The organism is Nanhaiella sioensis, from assembly GCF_046557775.1.
GTDB classification, from domain to species: domain Bacteria; phylum Bacillota; class Bacilli; order Bacillales; family SM2101; genus Nanhaiella; species Nanhaiella sioensis.
The window spans coordinates 2,989,904-3,012,848 of sequence record NZ_JBKAEG010000001.1 but is presented as its reverse complement, the minus strand read 5'-3'; the positions used below and the strand labels follow the sequence as shown (position 1 = coordinate 3,012,848).

The following is a 22,945-nucleotide window of genomic DNA, read 5'->3' as shown; positions in this document are numbered from 1 at the left end:
GAGGTGATGATTCATGAGTTTTTTATTAATCAACAATATTCATCACACATACTTTTCTAAATCATCAGCAACCACCGCACTCGAGAATATTAACCTAGCAATTAACGAAGGGGAATTTATTTCATTTATTGGACCAAGTGGCTGTGGGAAGACAACGCTACTTTCCATTATTGCTGGACTTTTACAGCCTACTAAAGGTGATGTTCTTCTAAAAGACACAAAAGTGACAGCAGCTGCCCACACTATCGGCTACATGCTCCAGCAAGATTATTTATTTCCTTGGAGAACGATTGAAGAAAATATTTTATTAGGATTAAAACTCAATCATAAGTTATGTGACAGAACAAAAGAGAAAGCTATTCAACTATTACAAGAAATCGGATTAGAGGGAACCGAAAAGCTGTACCCAAGGCAGCTCTCTGGGGGGATGCGTCAAAGAGCAGCGCTAGTGAGAACTTTAGTTACTGACCCACAAATTTTTTTACTAGATGAACCTTTTTCTGCACTTGACTTTCAAACGAAACTTAAATTAGAAGATCTCGTATCAAACACTTTAAAGGAATACAAAAAAACTACCCTACTTGTAACACATGATATTGGAGAAGCAATTGCAATGAGTGACCGCATTATATTACTGAATGCAAATCCAGGTAGAATATCCGAAACATTCGTTATTCCAAACACATTAAGTAAACTACCTCCATTTAATGCAAGGCAACACCCCATATATGCTGATCTTTTCCAGAAGGTTTGGAAGGAGTTGGATAAACTTGACATCTCAAACAAAATATAGCGACCTTCATGCCCAATACTTGTATCAGCTAAAAAAAGAAAAACGCGTAGTAAGAATTTATCAACTGCTCATTTTTATTGTATTTTTTTCAAGTTGGGAAATAGCTAGCTACTTTAAGTTGATAGATCCACTATTATTCAGTTCTCCTTCAAAAATCACAAAATTATTAATTGAAAAAGTAGCAGATGGCACGCTATTTGTTCATATAGGTGTCACATTATTCGAAACCGTGCTTGGCTTTATTTTAGGCACCTTATTAGGAACCATCTTGGCTGCACTCTTATGGTGGTCACCACGCCTTTCCAACATACTAGACCCTTACCTTGTTATTTTAAATGCGATGCCAAAGGTTGCACTAGGACCTATATTAATCGTTGCCTTAGGACCTGGATTTACTTCCATTATCGCTATGGGAACTATCATATCAGTAATTATTACAACGATTGTTGTTTATACCTCTTTTAAAGAGTTAGATCCAAATTATTTAAAAGTATTACACTCATTTGGAGCTTCCAAAAGACAATCATTTTTTGAAGCAGTACTTCCTTCTTCATTTCCAACGATTATTTCGACACTTAAAGTCAATGTAGGACTTTCATGGGTTGGTGTAATCGTAGGGGAATTTTTAGTATCTGGTAAAGGACTTGGGTACATGATTATTTATGGTTTTCAAGTATTTAACTTCACACTCGTTCTCCTAAGTTTATTAATTATTGCAGTTTTTGCTACAATTATGTACCATGGCGTTGAATACCTAGAAAGAAAACTGATCAAAGATGTTTAAATGGAGCTAAAGGGTAAAAGAAATGTGCAACAGCCTTCCTAATCGAAAGCTAAAGACATTTAAAGCTCGCACAAGGACCTGAAGATATATAGACCTTGTTGCGAGCTTATTGGTTATTCATTCATTAATTCTCTTATTCGTTTAAGACTATTTTGTAGTACCCCATCCTTCATGATAAAGCTATAAGAATCATTATAAGCAATATTATCAGGGAGATGATCGAGTAACACAGGCCCCTTTGTTTCGTAGTATGTTGGTTGTTCCTCAATTGAATTGATATTTGCAAAATAGATATTTTTTATAATCTTCTTCTCTTTTCCCATCACCATATATTGACCGATATACTGAAGATCAATAATGTTACCACCTGTTTCCTCCTTCACTTCACGAATTGCCGCTTGTTCTGGGGTTTCTCCTTCTTCGACATTACCTCCAGGAAATTCTAGACCTCGTGTAGCATGATTTGTTACAAGCCATTGTTTGTAAAACCTACATATGACCCATACATGCTTAGGAGATAAAGAAAATGGATGATTGTCAAATGAGAGGAAAACATCATTAAAATAATAGTCCTTAAATTGTATTTCCATTGCACTTCTCCGCTCCAACTGTTTAATTATAAAAATATTAACATAATTTATTAAATTTATCATGACTAGTAAGATTTGTAAATTTTTATTTTCAATTAAAAGTACACTTGTTATAATACATATTGAGGAACGAATCAAACAAATCTCACAGATTTATCTACTAATATATATTAAAAATAAGGTTTGTGAAACTTCCTTTATGTTAAATCGTATACATAGTATACACTTTATGAGGAGGAACGATATTGAAAAAGCTAATAACTACTATGTTTGCTGTATCTTTTATATTACTACTCGCAGCTTGTTCTTCATCAGATGCTGATGTAAATGATTTGTTTAACAAATCAATGGAAGCTGCTAAAGATCTAAATAGTTTTTCAGTTGATATGGTAATGGATCAAACAATTGAAGTGGGAACAGAGAGTATGCCCCAAAACATGGAAATTTATTTAGATATGGTGCAAGAACCACTAACGATGTATCAACAGATGTCTATATCTATGGGCGATATGATGAATATAGATACAGAATCATATTTTACTGATGAAGGATTTTTCATGTATGATTCAATGAGTAACATGTGGCAAAAACTTCCTAGTGAGCAATTTGAAAACATTATGCAAATGGCTGATAATCAACAATCACCTATCAATTCTCTGAAGCAAATGGAAAAGTTTGTTGATGATTTTGAACTTATCGAAGAAGATAGCCAATACATTTTTAAACTTTCTTCTACAGATGAAAAAATGAAAGATTTAATTACTTCAATGATTCCACAGGATCAACTTGCTGGTGCTGGAATGGCAGACGATATAGACCAATTAATGGAGAATATGACTATCTCAACGTTAGAATATGAGATAACTATTGATAAAGAGACTTACTATCCAAAAAATATTTCAATGATTATGGACTCAACGATGACAATGGAGGGAGAGACTGTCGGATTCTACCAAGAAATGACAGGTGAATACTCTAACTTTAATGAAGTCAATGAAATTTCTGTTCCTGATGAAGTTATAAACACAGCAACTGAAAGTCCTTTTTAATCATATTGAGGTCACTCATAATTAAGAGAATTAAGAGTGACCTTTCTCCATAAAGTGTTCCAAGGCACCTTCACCTCTTCTACTTTGATTAGGCTCTTTTCGTTAACTTTGTTACTATTTTTTTCTAAAACTGGGCAGTATGATGGTCTTATGAAAACTCGATAATTTTAGTAGTAGAAAAGATGACACGAACGCTAGGAACGAAAATCAACAATTAATCGAAAACAGTCTTTAATATAGAAAAAATTAAACAATTTTATAGAAAGAACCTATCTTAAAATTTGTCGTTCCAAACCCACCTATTGTAACTACAAATTTCAGTGCACTTCTCCTCAGCTTTACTCACGACATAAAAAAGTAATACATTTTATGTTTTTTCATTGAAAAATACATCATGTAACAGTCCTTGCTCTTCAATAAATTCTCTAGTTTTTTTATCCCCTAATTGGTAAATTAATTGAAGTATTTTTTCGAGGGTTTCATCATAGGCGTCATTTTGTTTATCATCATGATATTGAATATACGGGATGTGTGCCCTGAAAAAATTTTGCCATTCTGTTGAATAATTTTGGTCAAAATATTCACGTAATGTTGTAATTTCTTCGTCTGTTGCAAATACTTTATAATTCCAAGGAGATGCTGTACTTAATCTAGAAATTTCCCCACTTCCTAAAGAGATATAATAAGCTTCCTTCTCTTTACTCATAATTATTCAACTCCTATATTTGCTTAAATATAGGTTTTTCTATCAAGAGTAAAATATACACATAATATATCTCTCTTGCTTACTGATTATTGCGATCTCTTAACAATTTAATCGCTCGAGTAAGAACTTTTGGAACAGGTACTCCAGCCCTTCCTGCATTTTCAATAATCGATAGCAATTCATTAGAAAGATAAAAAAAGATTGTGGTATCACGTAAAAAATGATATTCTCCTAGAATGAGGTCTATTAAATGAGCAATTGCAACTAATGCAAATATAAATATCTTTTGCATAATTCCTTTAAACCCTATTCTGCTGGACAAAGACCCCTCTATGGTTGCAGATATCATTCCGGTCACATAATCAATGATTACAAATACGAGTAAAATTACCATTAATTTGTCCCAACCACCGAATAGGAATGTCACTGTGGAACATAAAAATGAAAAAGCCACGATAAAAATATATTTTTCCAACATTACCTTCCTTTCTTTGGATATCTGGTTAACAAGTGAAATTAAGCTTTTCCCTTACTTCAAGTTATGAGAAACTTAACATATTGATTGAGTGAATGCCTTATAAAGTGGACATTGTAACCTAATTATTATGAATTTATTTTGTTTGACAGTCATAGACTATAGGATAATCAATATATTGGAGTGAGAAAAATGAAGTTAGTCGATGAACTTTATGATATGTATCGTCATAAATTAACAGGTGACGAAGAAGATGCTGAAATTCTTACATTGGCGCTACTAGAACAATTAGATCGAAATGATATCTTGTCAATGGTTGAGGAACTAAGTGATTATGAATTAGTTGGTTTAGTTAGCTTATATATCACTGAAAAGCTAAAGGGGAAAATAGCGCGAGATGGAGTAGGCAATAATAGACGATCATCCATTTCTGAATTACGAAATCTTCATTGATTTTCTCTCCTTCATTTCATAAGACTCTTTTCGTAAACTTTGTTGTAACAGTTCCTAAACTAGAAGATATAGATGTCGATTTACTCAACAGTCATCGTTGTAAGAGAAAATGACACGAAATCTAGGTGTATACGTATTTATTTTATTTATACGAAAAACAAACAAACTATGCGAAAATAGCCTTTTATAAACAACATATTCGGTCATTATGAGTATTCATGAAGGAGGGTAAATTTTGCTTGCTGTTTTAATAATATCAATTATTATCGTCCTTGGTGTTCTTTTTATAACCTTAATGACAACCTCAAAAGCATATCAATATGAGCATACAGTTGACGATTTACAAGAAAACCCCAATATCAAAACCGAAGATAAAACACCTTAACTAACAACTGCTATATTTACATAAATTACAAATCATTGTGTACAAGCCAAAAACTGATCTTACTATTCGTTATTGTTATCGATGAAACAGTTGACAGTTTAGTAACTAAATTGCAAAAAACCCACCTTGGAAGAGGTGGGGCCAGTACAATAAAACATTACCATAAATTTTTCGTTCCGTGGAGAGAATAAAAGACCCTCCTTTAATATTAAGTTATATTAAACTTTTCACGATATGTAAACCTCACTCCATTAACCCTAGTTCAACTGCACGATGAGCAATTAAATCATCTACATCGCTTGGTAGACCGTCCAAAGATCCAAATTCATGTTCCCAAATGTTAGCAAATGAATCAACACACGATGGAAATGTTAATTGATTAGCATACTTAGCTTCTTCTTTAAACGAATTAATTAGACTTTCTTGATTCATAACCATCATTTATCTCTCCTTAGTGAATAAATAAATAGGGCAGACCCGATGAAGAGCCTGCGCCATGCTTATTTTCCTTATGAAAAATGATTAACTTGGTGTGAATGTTCTACAGTCTGTCTCTTCTGTGCTATTTGCAGAAGTACCACTGTGGCTAATTACATATATTTCCTGTGCATTGCATTGGTTTCCCTGTTTCCAATAATGACAATTATTTACCTCACATAAAACATCTTTTGCCATAATTCCTTACCCCCTAAAAAAATGATACATAATATATCATTTGTTTTTAGGAATTTTTCATACCATATAATAATTGTAAAATTACCCCTATTCACTTTACATTCATTTGCATAAATTAATTGGATTTCTTTTTTCTAAACAAACAGAAGCTGTTTAATAGCCAATAACTAAAGTTATTGTCCATGTATTTTTAGTATACAAAACAACAATCTATGCAAAAACAGTGTCGGTAAGTATCCTACTTCTCAATTTTTGATGTATGCATTGATGAATTTTTTTCTGGTACTGGATCAAAGCCACCCGGATGAAAAGGATGACACTTTACAATGCGTCTCATTGTTAACCAGCCACCCTTTAGCGGTCCAAAGCGCTTAATAGCTTCAAGTCCATAGTGAGAACAAGTTGGATAAAAACGACATGTTGGTGGTTTTAAAGGCGATATAACAAGTTGATAAAAACGAATAAATCCAATAAATATTTTTTTAAGCAAAGTGACTCACCCTAACTTTATAATACCTTTAATAAAGGTCATTTCGTAAACTTGTGACTTTTCTTTACTTTACATATGAGTAACTGAAGTGTATTATATGGTTTTTATAGTCTTTGGAGAAGAAAAGATGCCCCAAAGATTAGTTGTATACGTGTTTAGCTCTTTTTACGAACAAGCAACAATGAATGCGAAAACAGCCTTAATAAATGATATACTATTTTTAGCTGTATAGAAAATATTATGTTTATCGAGACTCATTCCACAATCATCATTAGTGAAAATTTGTGCTTGGACATGTATAATAAAAAAAGAAAAAATGACAATTTATATAGGAGTGGTCATCCATGCCATCTGTTGAAAGTTTTGAATTAGATCATTGTATTGTAAAAGCGCCTTTTGTAAGACATTGTGGCGTTCACAAAGTAGGAAGCGACGGTATAGTCAATAAATTTGATATTCGCTTTTGTCAGCCAAATAAACAGGCGATGAACCCTGACGCCATTCATACACTTGAACATTTATTAGCTTTTAATATTCGTAAATATGCTGAAAGATACAACCACTTTGATATCATTGATGTGTCTCCTATGGGATGTCAAACTGGCTTCTATTTAGTTGTCAGTGGAGAACCATCTGTAAGTGAAATCATTGATTTATTAGAAGATACATTTAAAGAGGCTGTAGAAATTACTGAAATTCCAGCTGCGAACGAAAAACAATGTGGTCAAGCGAAGCTACATGACCTTGAAGGTGCTAAACGCCTTATGCGTTTTTGGTTAGAACAAACCAAGGAAGACCTTCACCAAGTATTTTAACATGTTCTTCTGAAAGACTGTATGCTATTTTCACTGAAAAACTCAGCTGGATAAAATCGACGTGCTTATAAAAGAGACAACATCGCACAAACTGTATATACAGTTTTTTCTTAGTATGATAATTATCAATCTATTCCACAAAACCAAATCTAACAAAGGGCAGACCTCACTTATTATAGTATAAATAAGTACTATATGTTGTGGGGTCTGACCCGTATAAAAGACAAATCACTTCATTCCACTAAAGTTGTTACTGAATTTCTTCATTTCTGTTTGAATAGTGTCAAGATCAAGATGTTGTTCTACGATTTCAGCTAATTTTTCAAAGCTTTCCTCCCTTAATCCATTAAATGATGGACGCAAATTAATCGGCGACAAACCTTTCTTAACTCTAAGGTGATTCAACAGCTTTGTTCGAAATAAATCATTATGCATAATACCATGAAAATATGTGCCGATGACATCATACTTGCCTTTTACACATCCATCTGTATGTTTGCCTGTAATAACAAAAGGATTACATTGGTTAAGCTTGCTAGTCACTCCCATATGTATTTCATATCCTGTTACAAATACTTGCTCATCTTCAAATTCCACATAACCCTCAGAAAGGGTCGTCTTCTTTTCCTTTGTAATTGTCGTTTGAATAGGTAAAATACCTAGCCCATGACAACTAACTTGTGATGTTTCAATTAAAAATGGATCTTCAATCATTTCACCTAGCATTTGATAACCACCGCAAATGCCAAAAATAAGCGTATTTTGTTCTTGATGAAGGTACTGAATCCCCTCTGTCAATCCGCTATTATGCAAAAATGTACAATCATCAATTGTATTTTTACTTCCAGGTAAAATAACTAAATCTGGCTTGCCCAACTCCTCTATGTTTGAGACAAACCTCACATGGCAATCTTCTTCAATATGAAATGGATCTATATCTGTAAAATTTGAGATAAATGGATACCTTATGACAGCAATATCAATATCTTTTACACCATTTTGAGACCTATTGTATGTATCTAAAACAACAGAATCTTCGGCATCTATATGAAGCTTAGGAATAAAAGGGACCACACCTAATACTTTTTTACCCGTATAACCTTCGAACCATGTTAGCCCTGATGTTAATAAGTTTATATCTCCACGAAACTTATTAATTATTACACCTACCACTCTGTCACGCTCTTCTTTTGTAAGTAACTGTAATGTACCAACTAAGCTTGCAAATACCCCTCCTTTGTCAATATCCCCAACCAAGATTACAGGAGCGTTAGCCATTTTGGCTACCCGCATATTAACAAGCTCTCGGTCATTTAAATTTATTTCTGCTGGGCTTCCTGCTCCCTCAATCACGATGCGGTCATATTTTTCAGCAAGCCTCTGATATGAATCAGTAATAATCTGTAAGCCTTGTTCAAAGAAATCTTGCCGATACTCGGTAGCCTTCATATTTTTCATAGGCTTACCGTGCACAACAATTTGAGATTGGCTATCTCCAGTAGGTTTAATTAATATGGGATTCATATCTGTTGTTGGTAGAACACGAGCAGCTTCAGCTTGAACGCCTTGTGCTCTCCCTATTTCTTTACCATCTTGTGTAATATAGGAGTTCAAAGCCATATTTTGTGATTTAAAGGGTGCTGTTTTATATCCAGCATTAGCAAACATCCGACAAAATGCTGTCGCAATTACGCTTTTTCCACTATCTGAATGTGTACCCTGAATCATAATTGGAAATCCTTTTTCCACTGTTATCCCCTCAATTTAATAGATTATTATCATGTTAGATCATATAAAATGTTGTGTTCTGAAACAAAACAAACTCAATATTTTGTGAATTTGAGAAAAATTTGTTTCAATGTTTATATCAAAACCCGAGAGTTTGTGATTACAACAAGAAATAAATTGTAAAAATTATAATGATGACAATAAAGAATGAAGATAAAAAGAAAATGAATAACTTTGGTGATTGAAATGTCCCTTCATTTATATCATGTTGTTTTTGTAAATAGTTCTTTGTAGAAAAAATGATTGTGGCTATCCCCAATATTACAGATAGAATTTCAACAATATTCGCAATAAAACTCACAGACTTTGTCATAGTTCGTGGAAACGTAAAATGTAAATTTGCAATGAGAAAACCCACTCCAATAATAGCTATTGCAGTTCTAATCCAAGCTAAATACGTTCTTTCATTAGCTAAATGTTGTTGTATATATTTTGAATCAGTCGTTTCCTTCATAAAATTCACCTTCTTAAATTATGGCTATTTTCACATCGTTTGTTGCTTTTCCCTCTAAGAATTAAAATACGCTTAAGCCAAGCGGTCCTGGTATCTTTTCTTATGTTATATGACGTCAATTGCATCAATTTATTTGATGCTGGCCGAAAAAATTGTCTCAATGGCAACATTGTTTACGAAAAGAGCTTTACGAAAAGAGCTTAAATGAAAAAATGAGACGTTTGTGTTATCAAAAGTCCCATTTTTAAAGTTAATTCTCTAACTGCTCTAGTCTTCCAGAATCTAAATGAAATAAAAAGCCTAAGATTTGTATCCCTTCCCCATACTTTTTATAGACTGGATGACTTTTTAGCTTTTCAATTTGCTTTATGACATTGACTCTAGACATATCGTCTAAGGATAAACTCTCTGATCGGTCTTCTAACGGTAAGTTTTCCTTAATACTATTAACCCAGTATTGGAGCTCTGGTTCTTGATTATTATTACATGCAGCTGCAACACCACCGCAATTTGTATGACCCTCTATAATTATTTTTTTTACTTTCAGATGATGAAGAGCATAGTATAAACTCGCCGAAAAACTCTCATCGTCTTTATTTACTTGATTGGCAATATTACGATGAACAAACATTGTACCCAATGGCATTTGGCTTATCACTGAAGGACTAACTCTTGAATCGCAACAACTTAACACGAAATATTCAGGGCTTTGTCCTTTTGAAAGCTCTGAGAAATATAGTTTATTTTCAGATAAAGTTTCCTTAACAAATAGTTCATTTTGTTTTTGAATGTCCATTATAAGCCTCCTGTAATGGTCTTATTGCAGATTTAACGCATGCTGTAAGGAAAGATAATTAATATTGTTCCCATATTTGCTCTCCCAATCTGCTCGTTTCACTAAATCTTTTACTGGACCCTTCATGCCAGCAATTAATATTTCTATATTCGCTTGCTTGTAGTCGTCAATGATCTTTTCAAGCTCATCAATTGAAACAGCATCTATCGCATTGACACTTGAAAAGTCTAAGACGATCTTTGTCGTAGTGGGATGGTCTGCAATTTCTTTTCTTAGTTGTTCTTCGAAGAAACCCATATTTGCAAAATATAATGAAGCATCTATCCGAAAAATAATGGTGTCTTTGAACGTTTTTGCGTTTTCATACCGTTTAATATTTCGGAACACATTTTCTTGTTCAATATACCCTAATTGTGCAACATGAGGATATGCGCTTCTCCAAATAAACACAAGTAGTGAAAAAGCAATACCAATTAAAATACCTTCTTCGATACTTGTAACTAATGTAGCTATAAAGGCTACGATAAGTGTCCAACCGTCTACCTTTTTTATTTTAAACAAATGCACTGCTTCTTTCACATCAATTAAGCCAAAGACAGCTACCATAATAATCGCCGCTAACACGACGTTAGGCAAATAGTAAAATAATGGTGTAAAAAATAACAATGAGATAATAATTAAAACTGCGGTAATGATTGAAGCTAATCCAGTTTTAGCACCTGCTTGATAGTTAACTGCTGATCTCGAAAATCCACCCGTCACTGGGTATGCTGAAAAGAAAGAACCGACAATATTGGCTAGTCCTAAACCTGATAATTCTTGATTTGAGTTTATTTTATCATTTTCCTTCGCTGCAATTGCTTTTGCAACTGCAATTGATTCCATAAAACCAACAAATGAAATAGTCAAAGCAATCGGAAGCAAGCTTGTGATCGAGCTGATGTCAAATGCAGGTAATGATATTGATGGTATCCCTCTAGGGACTTCTCCAACAATACTTACACCTAACTCTTGAAGGTTTAAAAAGTATACAAGTAATGATCCACCGACTACAACAATTAATGCTGCAGGGAAACGGGGATAGTTTTTCTTAAAGTAAAGTAAAATCGCAATGCTTAATGCCCCTATTGATAAAGTGATAAAATTGACATTTCCAATTTGAACAATTGCACCATATAATACTTCGAATACACTTCCTCTTGCGATATCAACTCCTAATAAATGCTTTAGCTGACTTAAACCTATAATTAGTGCTGCTGCAGATGTAAATCCACTAATAACTGCATGTGACAAAAAGTTAACGATGAACCCGAGTCGAAATATACCCATTCCGAACTGAATCACCCCAACCATGAGTGAGAGCAATAATGCATAAGACAAGTATTCACTTGATCCAGGTTCAGCCAATGTTGATACACCTGAAAATACAAGTAAAGACACCATTGCTACAGGGCCTACTGCTAATTGTTTTGAAGATCCAAATAAAGCATAAATGATTAAGGGGATAGTGGAGGCGTAAAGTCCTATCACAGGAGGTAAGCCCGCGAGCATTGCATAGGCCATACCTTGAGGAATTAACATGATAGCAACGATAAGACCAGCAGATAAATCTCCCTTAAGATATGACCCTTTATAACTCTTCATCCAATCAACAGCAGGGATAAGGTTCTTTAACATCTTTAATCATTCCTTCATTTTATCATAATTATTGTATAAAATGTTTAATTTGGGTGTAACAAAAGGGTGTTTAGGACAATGTCACTTACATGAACATTGTCCAAAAAATTTATCTTATTATAAATTCTCTTTTGTTAATTCTGGTGGTATTTAAAACTTAATTACAACAGTAAAAGGGGCGCTTTATCCCCTTGAAAAAGTTGCCTCGTACTCTCTTTGTGTGTGTATTTCGAAAAGGCTATTTTCGCTTTAATTGATCGTTTACGTAATATAAACTAAACACGAATATATCTAACCTTCTAGGCACCTTTCCACCTCAAAATGTGATAAGAATCATATAATACACATCGGTGGCTCTAATTTAAGTGATATAAGCAACAAAGTTTAAGAAAAGATCCTTCGAAAACCAACTGTCCATACAAAAACAGCCTTTTATTACTTATGAATGTGTATGATGAACTGCACAGCGATTAGGTCCAATTTCTAATTCTTGTTGCTTCTCTACTGTCGCATTTTCAACCCCACGGTTAATCGCTATGATTTCTTCAAAGTTTGGTGGAGTTTCTGTACTTGCTGACTGTGCTACAAATTCAACAAATTCATCTTCTCTTTGGTTTAACATCACTTCATTTTGCTCACGAATGGTTCCTAATTTCTCACCAATATAACCTTGTTGATTGACTTCATCATCAAAGTCAGCATAATGAGCTGGTAGTACAATTACATCATCAGCAATTTTAGCTACTTTATCGTATACAGTGGTATATAAGTCCTTTGCCCATTCTCTTACCTTACCACCTAAATCTGGTCGTCCTAATCCACTTACAAAAATTGTATCTCCTGAAAAGAGTAGCTTGTCATTCACAAAGAAAGAAACACTCCCTGGGGTATGTCCAGGCGTTTTAATAGCAATGACTTCAAGAGTAACCTTTTCAAACTCAATTGTTTCATGCTCCTCAAACGGTTCATGATTGAACACTGCGCCTTCACTTTTCATGACATAATATTTAGCGCCTGTTTCTACTGCAAGTTGACGCCCACCCGATATATGGTCAGCATGGAGGTGAGAGTCAACAACATGCGTAATTGTAGCCCCTTCATCATCCGCTATTTCTTTATAAATATTAGTAAAACGTGCGGGATCTACGATTAATATTGCTTCGCCAGAAACGATCATATATGATAGGCACCCTTTACCAACTCTAATAAACTGATATACTTTCATATCTTTATCACGATAAACTTCTGTTTTATACAAATATTCACTCCACGACTTCATACCACCTTTTAAATAAGAGGCAGCTAACCCTTCCTCACTGAGCATTTCAGCTACCATTTTCGAAGATCCCTCTTTGGCACAAACAACAAGTATTTCTGTATCTTTTGGTAATTGCTCAATAATATCTTCAACACCATCTAACAGTTCAAAATAAGGTATGTTTAAATGGTCAATATTCACCCCTTCAATTTTCCAATCTTTAAAGTCGCTCTCATTTCGCACGTCAAGAATAAATACTTGTTCTCGTTCAAGGATATTCTCTAATATTTCAGCGCTTGTAATTTCTCTTACACTCATGTATTTTCCCTTCTTTCATTAAAATGTTAGTGAAACATTTGCATCCTTAGCAAAATCTAAAAACGTCACCGCACCGCCGACATCAATACCTTCAACAAAATCCTCTTTTTGTAATTGCATAACATCCATTGTCATTTGACATGCAATCATTTTCACGCCTAAATCTTTTGCCATTTGAACTAACTCTGCAATCGGTGGTACTTTAGCAGCTGTAAAACCTTCTTCAAAATGCTCCTTGCCTTGTGGAAGCGGGAGGTTCATATGTGCTTCCTTATGAATCAGGTTAAGTCCTTCAAAGGTGAAGAAAATACCAACCTCTGCGTCAGTTGCAGCTGAAGCAGTGGCTATATTAAACACTTTATAAGCATCAAATAATCCTCCATTGGATGCAATGATTGCTACTTTGTTTGACATCTTTTTTTCCTCCGTATCATTTTTTAAATTTTTTTTAATTGTTTATTAAAGGCTCTACCAATTCCATCAACTTGTTCGGATCGTATCCTAATACCCATTTTCCATTTACTTCTGTTTGAGGAACACCCATATGACCAGTTGCGGCAAGAATTTTTTCTACAGCTTGCTGATTACTCTCAAGGTTAACCTCTTTATAGGGAATTCCTTTATAGGCTAAAAAATTTTTCATTTTAGTACAATAAGGACATGTAGACGTCGTATAGACAGTTACATTTGCCATGACCAATCCCCCTTTCATTAAATTAATTTAGTGGTTTTACCTTTCCAAGTACTCATACCAGGGATGACATTAGTAACTTTTTTAAATCCTTTTTTTGTTAATTGCTGTGCTGCTAAATCACTCCTACTACCAGTTCGACATATTACATAAATATCATCATCTTCATTTACTTCATGGATGCGGCTTGCTAATTCACCAAACGGAATTGATACTGAACCTGGAATATGATTAAAGACAAATTCAGATGGTTCTCTTACGTCTAGGATTACAATATCCTCATCTGTATTTATTTTTGTTAATAACTGTTCATTGTTTATTACAATGGGATGTTTTGTTTCAGCTAATTCTTCATCAGCTGATTTACGTAAATAGTGTCTTATGATGGCACCTTCTTCTATCGTTCCTAAATATTGATTTCCTGTATTTTCTGACCAAGCCTTAAGGTCTGCTGTAGAGCCTTTATCTGTTGCTTGAATTTCTAGTACTTGACCTGGTCGTATGTCATTCATAGCTTTTTTTGTTTTCACGATAGGCATTGGACATGATAAATTTTTTGCATCTAAAACATGATCTGTTTTAATCGAGTTCACTTGAAATACCTCCAAAATAATAATTTCTGAATCACTTACTCACATCTACCCTTTTTTAATCCAAAATTTAAATACGTTGTTTTCATCAGTCGCTTTCAACAATTCATGGCCTGTAGCATTTGCCCATGCTGTAAGATCTTTTGTTGCACCTTTGTCAGTAGCATGTATTTCTAAAATTTCACCTGAATTCATTTCATTAATTGCTCTCTTTGTTTTTACGATTGGCATTGGACATGATAAGCCTTTTGTGTCGAGTACTTTATTTGAAATCAATTTGTCTCCTCCTTATATACCCATAAGGGTATTTATATATATAAATTTTTTTATTCAATATGATCAAGTGTAATTAAATAGTTTATTCAATATACATTCGGGGTATTATCTCAGCTGTTACAAACGGCTAGAACTACGAGCAATATACGCAAATAGTCTCAGATAAACAGGTTTACATTTCCATCCTCTGCGTCCGCTAAATAAGCACCAACTCCAGCAAACTCAACGCCATCGATAATTTCTTCCTTTTTAAGCCCTAATAAGTCTACAGTCATTTGACAAGCTACCAGTTTTATTTCTTGCTCCTTCGCCATATCTATCAACTGCGGAACAGGCACAGCATTATGCTTTTTAATAATATTTTTAATTAGTTTTGGACCCATTCCTCCAAAGTTCATCCTGGATAGTCCCATTCTATCTGCACCTCTAGGCATCATTTTGCCAAACATTTTTTCAACAAAGCCTTTTTTCACTTGAATTGACTGATCCTTTCTTAAAGCATTTAAGCCCCAAAAAGTATGAAAAATAGTTACTTCATGATCATATGCTGCGGCACCATTCGCAATAATATATGCTGCCATTGCCTTATCATAATCACCACTGAATAAGACAATTGTTGTCTTTTTTACTTCTCCCATTGCTTCAACCCTCCCTTTTTACCCCCAAGGGTATATTGTTTAACAAAAAAAATTTAGATACCATATTTAATGTTTCGACTTATTACCTTTACCCCTATGAGTATTTTATTATATATTTTAATTTTTATCAACAAATAAATCTTATTTATGAATTTTTTTTAAAAACACGTATTTGTCAACGTTATGTCACTGAAACTTTCTTGTTTTTTCACAACTCTTAAGTATACTACCGATAAAAAAGTGTTCTAGGGTGGAAATCAATGATAAAGAAAATGATTACCTTCACATTATTTATTAGTTTTACTATGTTTCCAATGGAGTCAAACGCTCAACAGAGCCATTTATTGATCGTAATGCCTGGCACTTCTATTCAACAGGTTATAAACAAAGCACCAGAAGGAGGAAAAGTCGTTATAACAAAAGGAGTATACAAGGAAAACATCTTTATTGAAAAACCTATTTACTTAATTGCTGAAGAAGGGGTAATCCTACACGGAAATAACACCGGTTCAGTAATTACAATCAAATCACCAGAGGTGATTGTAGAAGGTTTTCACATTACTCAAAGCGGAAGAGATGACAATGATGCAGGTATCTTCGTCAAGTCCTCTAACGTGACAATTAAATCTAATACATTTACTGATGTTCATTTTGGTATTTACGTTGAAGGAAATGACAACCACATTATTAATAATTTTATCACGAGCTACCCTGTACATTTTGCTAAACGTGGTAACGGTGTTCACCTGTTTTCTGGCAATAACAATATTGTGAAAGAAAATACAATTAACAAAGTGCAAGATGGCGTGTATATTGATTTTGCAACAAATAGTAAAGTTATTGATAATGAAATCACTCAATCACGTTATGCTGTACATTTCATGTATGGTGAAGGTGGAGTTGTACAGGGGAATTATTTAGTGTCCAACATCAATGGATTAATGATTATGGCATCCGAAAGAATTTACATTTATGCCAATACTTTCGCAAAGCAGCTTAGCTACCATGGATACGGAGCACTTATTTATGATTCCGATGATATTTCCTTAATTGACAACAAAATGATACAAAATAGTAACGGTATAGCTCTACAAAATGCACGTCAATGTGAAGTCAATCATAATGTCGTTGCTGGAAATCATGTAGGTATAAGTATTTTAGCTAACAATGAAGATTGCAAGATTACTAACAATAACTTTATGGGAAACGTAGCTCAAATAAAATTGATCACAGAAGAAAAGGGATTTTACAACAACTATTGGGATGATTATCGCTCATTTGATTTAAGCGGGGATGGCATAGGAGAACTACCATATAAAACAGGTTCAATGTATAACGAAATACTAAGTAAAGAGCCTTATATTCAGTTCTATTTTGAAAGTCCTGCTATTAAAATATGGACTACCGTTGAATCAATGGTCCCATCGTTAAGCGTTGCAAACATTGTTGATCCATTTCCACTTGTGGAACCAATTTCTATTTCAACAGACATTACTGAGATGCATGAAAGAAATATAGCCATTGGCTTTATTGCAATATTGTTTCTACTTATAAGTAGCTTTATATTTTATATTGGGAGGATGTAGTGATGCAACGAAATTATGTACTGCTTTCTACAATAATGATTACAATCCTATTATCATCTTGTAGTAAAGAGATTGCTTTTAAACCACGAGAAATTAATCCAGATATAGATATTTGTACGATTTGTAACATGAGTGTTGCACATATCGATCATGCAACAGAGGTCATATTAGACAATGGTGAAATTCTAACTTTCGATGATATTGGTTGTATGATCGAATACATAGAAAGTAGTGAAGAAAATAATACAGCAATCAACAAATCATATGTGCGCGATATTAAATCTAACGAATGGATTGAATTACAAGATGCACACTTTGCCTATCATCAAGAATTTTGGACACCGATGGCTTATGGAGTTATATCTTTTGCCACGAAACAACAAGCCGAGGCTTATATTGAAGAAGAAAAAAAAGGTGAGCTGCTAAAATATGTTGATTTGTTCAATCATAACTGGGATGGATTTTAATGATGAGCATATGGATTATAGCAAAACAAGAACTAAAGCTTATGACGAGAAGTAGATGGATTCCAAGTTTTGCTTTGTTATTTACGACCTTAGCAGTTACTATTGTTTATTTTAGTGGAATGAATACTGAAGCGGGCTACGATGGTTTTACTAGAATGACTGGTAGTCTTTTAAATCTATCTTTATTTCTTATTCCTTTAGTTACTCTATTAACAGGGAGCTCATTTATTGCTGGCGAAAAGGAAGACGGTGGCTTTTCTTTGTTATTAACATACGCGCTACCGCCTCGAAAGATTCTAATTGGGAAATATATTGGCATGTTGATAGCTCTAGCTTCTGTTATTTTCCTAGGGTATGGCTTAGCTGGAGTGATACTATTATTACAGCATGGTAGTATATCAACTACATTATTTTTATTATTCGTATTTTTTACATTACTATTAACGATGATGTTTTTAGCGGTTGCAATATGCATCGGAGTTATATCTACTAATCGTTTTGAAGCATTAGGATTTAGTCTAGTAGTTTGGGCTACACTCGTGCTATTTTACGAATTTGGCATCGTAGGTTTAATTACATTTGTTGATCGTTCATTTGTTTTACCAATCATTACGGTATCAACATTATTCAATCCAGTAGAAATTATAAGAGTGTGGACAATATTGATGATGAATAGCGGAGAAATATTTGGACCGACATTGTATGATTTCACAGTTTGGGCACAAGGAATGATAGGCAATATCGCATTTTCTTCAGCAATGACCTTATGGATAATATCGCCACTAATACTAGCAAACCTATTTGTCAAGAAGGGGATTAGAAATGAGTAAACTAGACATCGTGATAGAATGCCATAATGTCACAAAAATTTATAATAACAATAATCAAGTACAAAATATCCATTTTACAGTTCAAAAAGGAACATGTCTTGCTCTTTGTGGCAGTAATGGTGCTGGAAAAAGTACTATTATAAAGATGCTAATCGGTATTATTACTCCCACATCTGGAGAAATCTATTTAAATAAACATAAAGTTTCTGCTAAAAACACCTTCTATAAATCAATGTTTTCTTATATGCCGGATAGCATGGTTTTCCCGAAAACTTTAACTGGATATGAAGTGCTCACTTTTTTTGCAAAGCTAGAAAAATTGCCCCTCAATCAAGTAACAAAATTTATTCGCTTAGTCGGGTTAGAGAACGACCAACATAAAAAAGTAAAAGAATATTCAAAGGGGATGCAGCAAAGACTTGCACTCGCTCAAGCTTTGTTATCTGAATCACCTATCCTCGTATTAGATGAACCAACTAACGGACTGGACCCATACTGGGTACGTCGCTTTAAACAAATTATCAAACATGAACAAGAGAAAGGCAAAACGATCATTTTTTCATCTCATGTCCTTTCAGTTGTTGAAGATCTTGCAGATACAGTTGTTTTTATCAATCAAGGTCAAATGCTAATCAATGATTCAATTCACAACCTGTGCAGTAGAGATGGCGAATATCGATCTCTTGAAGAAGTTTTCTTTCATTCAGTTCACTCCAGCGTATAATAAGCCAATGAACAAACTTATTATACTAAAGGCTGTTTTCTCATTGATTGTGTTTTTTTATTAAGAAGTAAACACGTACACAAATCTTTTCTTCTGTACAACAATGCCGAACAATATAAAACCACTTTTTATAATATTAATTTGATAAATACTAAAAAACACCGACCAGAATCTAAATCTTGGACGGTGTTTTTAGTAGAACTATTTTTGCATATTGCACAGAATATTGTTTCCATACGGATTAATGATCGCGTACAGTCTTTTCTTTAGGCTAACTTTATGTTGTATGATGTTTATTACACTTGCACAAATCGCATTCACAGCATCTTTACTACTTTTAAATTATGGGGCACGGATCAACCCTTGATAATTTTCAAAAATTTTTTTTAAAACAAAGCGAAATTCACAAAAAGAGCCAACGTATAAAAGCACAAAACCATTAAAGTTCTTAACAGCTTTACATCGTTAACTAGGATTACGATTTCATAGGCCAATTCGTAACATACGTTCTGGTAGCAATATACGGCATCATCTTTTTTCAATCAATTGTTTTGTGTAAGTAATGATCTATTATCATTACTGCTTAATTCCCATCATGGCCTTCTTCATTTTGCCCCATTTTTTTCATGTAACGTTCATGAGACACATGATCAATTTCATCCCATGAAGAGATAACAGCATTGATGTCTTTACGCTCATCAACAAAGGTTTGAGCAGCTTTTTCTGAGTTAAATAGTGCGTAACCATATTTCATAGGCGTTATGATATCCGCTTTTACCGGAACTGAGCCGTCCAGATCAATCCACTCTGAAGAATTGTAATCTCTCACCCATTTTGCAATTGCTTGTTCATCCTTGCCTCTTTCATAATTAAGTAAACAGCCAACATCATCAAAAAAATAATGCTCACCATCTTCCATTTGAATTTGTGCTGTAAATACCCCCATTTCATGTTCCATACCATATACCTTCATATCACAGAACGCACACGTATGTTCATCAGTAGGTTCAACAGCAACAACTTCATGTGTATCAATATTTTGTTGTGAGGATAGCTGCTCACCACTAGCCACCTCCGAAGCTTCCTCTACGCCATTTTGGCTATTGCTACACCCCACCAATACTCCTAAACTAATCGTAAGAAAAACTGAGAAAATAAAAAATTTCCTCATATGCATCCCCCCTTAGTATTTTCTACGTTAGCTTAGCAACTAAATGTGAGGAAACTATGAGAAAATTATTTAAAAGTATTTTCTTCACTATATTGTCATTTTTATCCGACTAAATCATGATATCCTATTTCTCCCTTCCAAGAGAGCATACCACCAATCATATTTATCGCTCTAAAACCTTGTCCTTCTAAGAAGCGTGTAGCTAGACCACTTCTATTTCCTGAACGACATACTATAATATACTCCTTAGATTTGTCTAATTCATGTAAACGAAATTCTAATAAACCTAATGGTATATGAATCGCATTTGGAATAATCCCTGTCCTTACCTCATCTACTTCACGAACATCAATGATATTTAAGGTTTCATTATTTCTTAACGTTTCCTCAACTTCTTTACTAGTTATCTGCTTCATTTTCATTCTCCAGTCCTTATACCTATAAGGGTATATTTTTTTCTAAAAAAAGGGTCTCAGCCCTTTCACTTACGCTAATTGCTATTTGTACTAAGATATAAACACGTATTCAACTGCTTATAGTATCGTAAATATCAATAGCAGAAAATCTTAGCAAAGAGTCCTCATTCAAAAATTAATTATCTACTTTTAACTAATAAATTTACTGCTTCTTTCACTATTTCTTCTTTTTTATAGCCCTTTTCATCAGCGTTTTCGACACACTCAACTAAATTAGAGCTAACGATTACACCAATTGTACGATCGATGGCAGCTCGTGCTGCTGATAATTGTGTAATTACCTCTTTACAGTCTTTGTCTTCCTCCATCATTTTTAAGACTCCTCTAATTTGTCCTTCAGTTCTTTTTACTCTATTCTTCACTTGATTATTGTATTCCATTTTTACACCACCTAAAAACTTATATTCATTTACAAGTGCAGTCAGTCATCGTATAACTAATTATTTTATATCCTTTACTACGTAAAAAACGGATACCCATGTTTTTTTCTATTTTGTCTGAGGCGATAATATGAACATCATTTTTAGGTAAGTCATTATAATTTCGCTTCAAGTAAGCCATAGGTACGTTAACAGCATTTTTATAAGGTAACTTATGCGAAACATTATAATCCCTAATGTCTACTAATGTAAATTTTTCTTGATGGTTATCGTGTCGCTTTACATCTACACATCGTACACCGATTATAGGGAAATATCTTGTGTAAAATAAATAAGTTAAGCTAATCAGTATAATTATTAAGAGATAATCCAATCATCATCCCCCTCACTCTTATAAAATTATACTCATTCTATACCTGAGAGGGTATAATGTCAAGAGATTCACATTACGATTACAGTTTCTAGACTATTTCCTCAGGAACTGTTTTTTAGTTATCGTAATTTCTTCAAGGAACTTATAATTAATATCAAAACCAATCCCTGGGTTGTTCGGAACATCCACTTGTCCACGATTAACAGTAACTTCAGGAATAATGACATCTCGTTCCCAATACCTCGATGACGCTGAAATATCTCCAGGAATAGAAAAGTTTTCTAAAGAAGCTAAAGCTATATTATGTGCCCTCGATATCCCTGTTTCAAGCATGCCACCACACCACACAGGTATATTATTTGATTTACAAATATCATGAATCCGAATAGCTTCATATAAACCACCTACACGACCAATTTTAACATTCATAATTTGACAGCTGCCTAGCTCGATTGCTTTTCTAGCATCATCATATGATGTTATACTCTCATCCAAACAAATTGGTGTTTTGAGCACGCGTTGAGCCTTAGCATGGTCGATAATATCATCAGAGGCAAGGGGCTGCTCAATCATCATTAATTCATATTCATCTAAAGCCTTTAATCGATCTATGTCTGCTAGGTTGTAAGCTGAATTGGCGTCTACCATTAAAGGAATCTTAGGAAATTCTTTTTTAATCTCCTTAATAATTTCCACATCTTCATCAGGTGCAATTTTTATTTTTATTCTTCGGTACCCTTCTAACAATCTCCTTTCTATAGTTTTCAGCATGTTTTTCGTGCTATCCAACCCAACTACAACCCCAGCATCAACAGACATCTTCTTACCGCCAAGCAAGCTAGCTAGTGAAACATTTTGCCTTTTCGCAAATAAATCCCATACTGCTGTTTCCAAACCTGCTTTTGCCATTCGATTTCGTTTTACATTAGCTAACACACCAAATACTTCGGACGGATGTGTAATAGACTCTGCAAATAGCTTTGGAATTAAAAAATCTTCTAACATATGTAGCGACGTTTTAATCGTTTCCTCTGTATACCATGGTGAAGAGAACGCAACTACTTCCCCCCACCCAATAAAACCTTCACGATCTTTTATTTCAATTAATACTGATTCCCTATTTTGAACAGTTTCCAAGCTTGACACAAATGGGGATAATAACTTCATTTTAGTTACATGGAGCGTAATAGTATGTATATCCAGCTTCTCATTTCCCCCTCTCTTTACCACACACGAA

31 protein-coding genes are annotated in these 22,945 nt (G+C 34.0%); 10 read left to right on the top strand and 21 right to left on the bottom strand.

Annotated features, from left to right (window positions below):
• Positions 1-13 precede the first annotated feature (13 nt).
• On the top strand, positions 14-793 hold the full coding sequence (locus tag V1503_RS14010; RefSeq protein WP_214483710.1) for an ABC transporter ATP-binding protein: 780 nt from the start codon (positions 14-16) through the stop codon (positions 791-793).
• Positions 771-1,577 carry an ABC transporter permease gene (locus V1503_RS14005; protein WP_410627698.1) on the top strand — a complete coding sequence of 269 codons (807 nt, stop codon included), beginning with the start codon at positions 771-773 and terminating at the stop codon, positions 1,575-1,577. Before V1503_RS14010 ends, V1503_RS14005 begins: the two co-directional genes overlap by 23 nt.
• Before the next feature lie 113 nt (positions 1,578-1,690).
• On the opposite strand, the gene ytkD is transcribed toward V1503_RS14005, so the two are convergent.
• Positions 1,691-2,167 (bottom strand): RNA deprotection pyrophosphohydrolase, encoded by a 477-nt coding sequence (gene ytkD / locus V1503_RS14000; protein ID WP_410627696.1) that lies wholly within the window; start codon positions 2,165-2,167, stop codon positions 1,691-1,693.
• Between the two features lie 245 nt (positions 2,168-2,412).
• Between ytkD and V1503_RS13995 the strand changes: the two genes are divergently transcribed.
• Positions 2,413-3,216 carry a DUF6612 family protein gene (locus V1503_RS13995; protein WP_410627694.1) on the top strand — a complete coding sequence of 268 codons (804 nt, stop codon included), beginning with the start codon at positions 2,413-2,415 and terminating at the stop codon, positions 3,214-3,216.
• A gap of 367 nt (positions 3,217-3,583) precedes the next feature.
• Here V1503_RS13995 and V1503_RS13990 read toward each other — a convergent pair whose 3' ends face one another.
• The gene (locus V1503_RS13990) at positions 3,584-3,922 is read right to left on the bottom strand and encodes a hydrolase (RefSeq protein ID WP_214483714.1); all 339 of its coding nucleotides are present in this window, start codon (positions 3,920-3,922) and stop codon (positions 3,584-3,586) included.
• Positions 3,923-4,001: 79 nt separating this feature from the next.
• Entirely contained in the window at positions 4,002-4,400 is a 399-nt protein-coding gene (locus V1503_RS13985) for a phage holin family protein (protein WP_214483715.1), read from the bottom strand.
• A 189-nt stretch (positions 4,401-4,589) separates the two neighbouring features.
• Here V1503_RS13985 and V1503_RS13980 point away from each other — a divergent pair, with 189 nt between their 5' ends.
• Entirely contained in the window at positions 4,590-4,850 is a 261-nt protein-coding gene (locus V1503_RS13980) for a DUF6154 family protein (protein ID WP_214483716.1), read from the top strand.
• Between the two features lie 235 nt (positions 4,851-5,085).
• The gene (ytzI, locus tag V1503_RS13975) at positions 5,086-5,235 is read left to right on the top strand and encodes a YtzI protein (protein WP_320256611.1); all 150 of its coding nucleotides are present in this window, start codon (positions 5,086-5,088) and stop codon (positions 5,233-5,235) included.
• A gap of 243 nt (positions 5,236-5,478) precedes the next feature.
• On the opposite strand, the gene V1503_RS13970 is transcribed toward ytzI, so the two are convergent.
• The 3 genes from V1503_RS13970 to yidD form a co-directional block, all read right to left on the bottom strand.
• Positions 5,479-5,673, bottom strand: coding sequence for a hypothetical protein (locus V1503_RS13970; protein WP_410627690.1), 195 nt, complete (start codon positions 5,671-5,673; stop codon positions 5,479-5,481).
• A gap of 84 nt (positions 5,674-5,757) precedes the next feature.
• Positions 5,758-5,910 carry a DUF1540 domain-containing protein gene (locus V1503_RS13965; RefSeq protein ID WP_214483718.1) on the bottom strand — a complete coding sequence of 51 codons (153 nt, stop codon included), beginning with the start codon at positions 5,908-5,910 and terminating at the stop codon, positions 5,758-5,760.
• 238 nt (positions 5,911-6,148) lie between these two features.
• Positions 6,149-6,400 (bottom strand): membrane protein insertion efficiency factor YidD, encoded by a 252-nt coding sequence (gene yidD / locus V1503_RS13960; RefSeq protein WP_410627688.1) that lies wholly within the window; start codon positions 6,398-6,400, stop codon positions 6,149-6,151.
• Positions 6,401-6,744: 344 nt separating this feature from the next.
• Between yidD and V1503_RS13955 the strand changes: the two genes are divergently transcribed.
• Positions 6,745-7,215, top strand: a complete 471-nt coding sequence (locus tag V1503_RS13955; protein ID WP_410627686.1) for an S-ribosylhomocysteine lyase — start codon at positions 6,745-6,747, stop codon at positions 7,213-7,215.
• 228 nt (positions 7,216-7,443) lie between these two features.
• Here the strand turns inward: V1503_RS13955 and V1503_RS13950 are convergent, their stop codons facing one another.
• From V1503_RS13950 to V1503_RS13905, 10 genes are all read right to left on the bottom strand, one after another.
• Positions 7,444-8,964 (bottom strand): cobyric acid synthase, encoded by a 1,521-nt coding sequence (locus tag V1503_RS13950; protein ID WP_320256607.1) that lies wholly within the window; start codon positions 8,962-8,964, stop codon positions 7,444-7,446.
• A gap of 139 nt (positions 8,965-9,103) precedes the next feature.
• Positions 9,104-9,457: a YidH family protein gene (locus V1503_RS13945; protein WP_214483722.1), complete on the bottom strand. Its 354-nt coding sequence runs from the start codon at positions 9,455-9,457 to the stop codon at positions 9,104-9,106.
• 250 nt (positions 9,458-9,707) lie between these two features.
• A complete protein-coding gene (locus tag V1503_RS13940) occupies positions 9,708-10,253 on the bottom strand; it encodes a carbonic anhydrase (RefSeq protein ID WP_410627683.1) in 546 nt (181 codons plus the stop codon).
• Between the two features lie 21 nt (positions 10,254-10,274).
• On the bottom strand, positions 10,275-11,930 hold the full coding sequence (locus V1503_RS13935) for a SulP family inorganic anion transporter (protein ID WP_410627681.1): 1,656 nt from the start codon (positions 11,928-11,930) through the stop codon (positions 10,275-10,277).
• A 439-nt stretch (positions 11,931-12,369) separates the two neighbouring features.
• Positions 12,370-13,506 (bottom strand): MBL fold metallo-hydrolase, encoded by a 1,137-nt coding sequence (locus V1503_RS13930; RefSeq protein ID WP_410627679.1) that lies wholly within the window; start codon positions 13,504-13,506, stop codon positions 12,370-12,372.
• Positions 13,507-13,524: 18 nt separating this feature from the next.
• A complete protein-coding gene (locus tag V1503_RS13925; protein WP_320256603.1) occupies positions 13,525-13,920 on the bottom strand; it encodes a DsrE/DsrF/DrsH-like family protein in 396 nt (131 codons plus the stop codon).
• 34 nt (positions 13,921-13,954) lie between these two features.
• The gene (locus V1503_RS13920; RefSeq protein WP_214483727.1) at positions 13,955-14,200 is read right to left on the bottom strand and encodes a glutaredoxin family protein; all 246 of its coding nucleotides are present in this window, start codon (positions 14,198-14,200) and stop codon (positions 13,955-13,957) included.
• A gap of 17 nt (positions 14,201-14,217) precedes the next feature.
• Positions 14,218-14,790 carry a sulfurtransferase TusA family protein gene (locus V1503_RS13915; protein ID WP_320256602.1) on the bottom strand — a complete coding sequence of 191 codons (573 nt, stop codon included), beginning with the start codon at positions 14,788-14,790 and terminating at the stop codon, positions 14,218-14,220.
• A gap of 45 nt (positions 14,791-14,835) precedes the next feature.
• The gene (locus V1503_RS13910) at positions 14,836-15,063 is read right to left on the bottom strand and encodes a sulfurtransferase TusA family protein (RefSeq protein ID WP_214483729.1); all 228 of its coding nucleotides are present in this window, start codon (positions 15,061-15,063) and stop codon (positions 14,836-14,838) included.
• Between the two features lie 158 nt (positions 15,064-15,221).
• Complete coding sequence (locus V1503_RS13905) at positions 15,222-15,701, bottom strand: DsrE/DsrF/DrsH-like family protein (RefSeq protein ID WP_214483730.1); 480 nt, start codon at positions 15,699-15,701, stop codon at positions 15,222-15,224.
• A 260-nt stretch (positions 15,702-15,961) separates the two neighbouring features.
• Between V1503_RS13905 and nosD the strand changes: the two genes are divergently transcribed.
• From nosD to V1503_RS13885, 4 genes are read left to right on the top strand one after another with little or no spacing between them, the layout of a single operon-like run.
• Positions 15,962-17,287 (top strand): nitrous oxide reductase family maturation protein NosD, encoded by a 1,326-nt coding sequence (nosD, locus tag V1503_RS13900; protein ID WP_410627675.1) that lies wholly within the window; start codon positions 15,962-15,964, stop codon positions 17,285-17,287.
• Between the two features lie 2 nt (positions 17,288-17,289).
• Positions 17,290-17,754: a nitrous oxide reductase accessory protein NosL gene (locus tag V1503_RS13895; RefSeq protein ID WP_214483732.1), complete on the top strand. Its 465-nt coding sequence runs from the start codon at positions 17,290-17,292 to the stop codon at positions 17,752-17,754.
• Complete coding sequence (locus tag V1503_RS13890) at positions 17,754-18,584, top strand: ABC transporter permease (protein ID WP_410627672.1); 831 nt, start codon at positions 17,754-17,756, stop codon at positions 18,582-18,584. The genes V1503_RS13895 and V1503_RS13890 overlap by 1 nt, the downstream gene beginning before the upstream one ends.
• Positions 18,577-19,308, top strand: a complete 732-nt coding sequence (locus V1503_RS13885; protein ID WP_250886745.1) for an ABC transporter ATP-binding protein — start codon at positions 18,577-18,579, stop codon at positions 19,306-19,308. Before V1503_RS13890 ends, V1503_RS13885 begins: the two co-directional genes overlap by 8 nt.
• Positions 19,309-19,891: 583 nt before the next feature.
• On the opposite strand, the gene V1503_RS13880 is transcribed toward V1503_RS13885, so the two are convergent.
• The 5 genes from V1503_RS13880 to menC form a co-directional block, all read right to left on the bottom strand.
• Positions 19,892-20,479 (bottom strand): nitrous oxide reductase accessory protein NosL, encoded by a 588-nt coding sequence (locus V1503_RS13880; protein ID WP_410627669.1) that lies wholly within the window; start codon positions 20,477-20,479, stop codon positions 19,892-19,894.
• A gap of 101 nt (positions 20,480-20,580) precedes the next feature.
• Positions 20,581-20,895 carry a rhodanese-like domain-containing protein gene (locus V1503_RS13875; protein WP_410627667.1) on the bottom strand — a complete coding sequence of 105 codons (315 nt, stop codon included), beginning with the start codon at positions 20,893-20,895 and terminating at the stop codon, positions 20,581-20,583.
• Between the two features lie 179 nt (positions 20,896-21,074).
• A complete protein-coding gene (locus tag V1503_RS13870) occupies positions 21,075-21,335 on the bottom strand; it encodes a metal-sensitive transcriptional regulator (protein ID WP_214483736.1) in 261 nt (86 codons plus the stop codon).
• Between the two features lie 25 nt (positions 21,336-21,360).
• Entirely contained in the window at positions 21,361-21,708 is a 348-nt protein-coding gene (locus tag V1503_RS13865; RefSeq protein ID WP_320256595.1) for a sulfurtransferase, read from the bottom strand.
• Between the two features lie 93 nt (positions 21,709-21,801).
• On the bottom strand, positions 21,802-22,911 hold the full coding sequence (gene menC / locus V1503_RS13860) for an o-succinylbenzoate synthase (protein WP_410629437.1): 1,110 nt from the start codon (positions 22,909-22,911) through the stop codon (positions 21,802-21,804).
• Positions 22,912-22,945 lie beyond the last annotated feature (34 nt).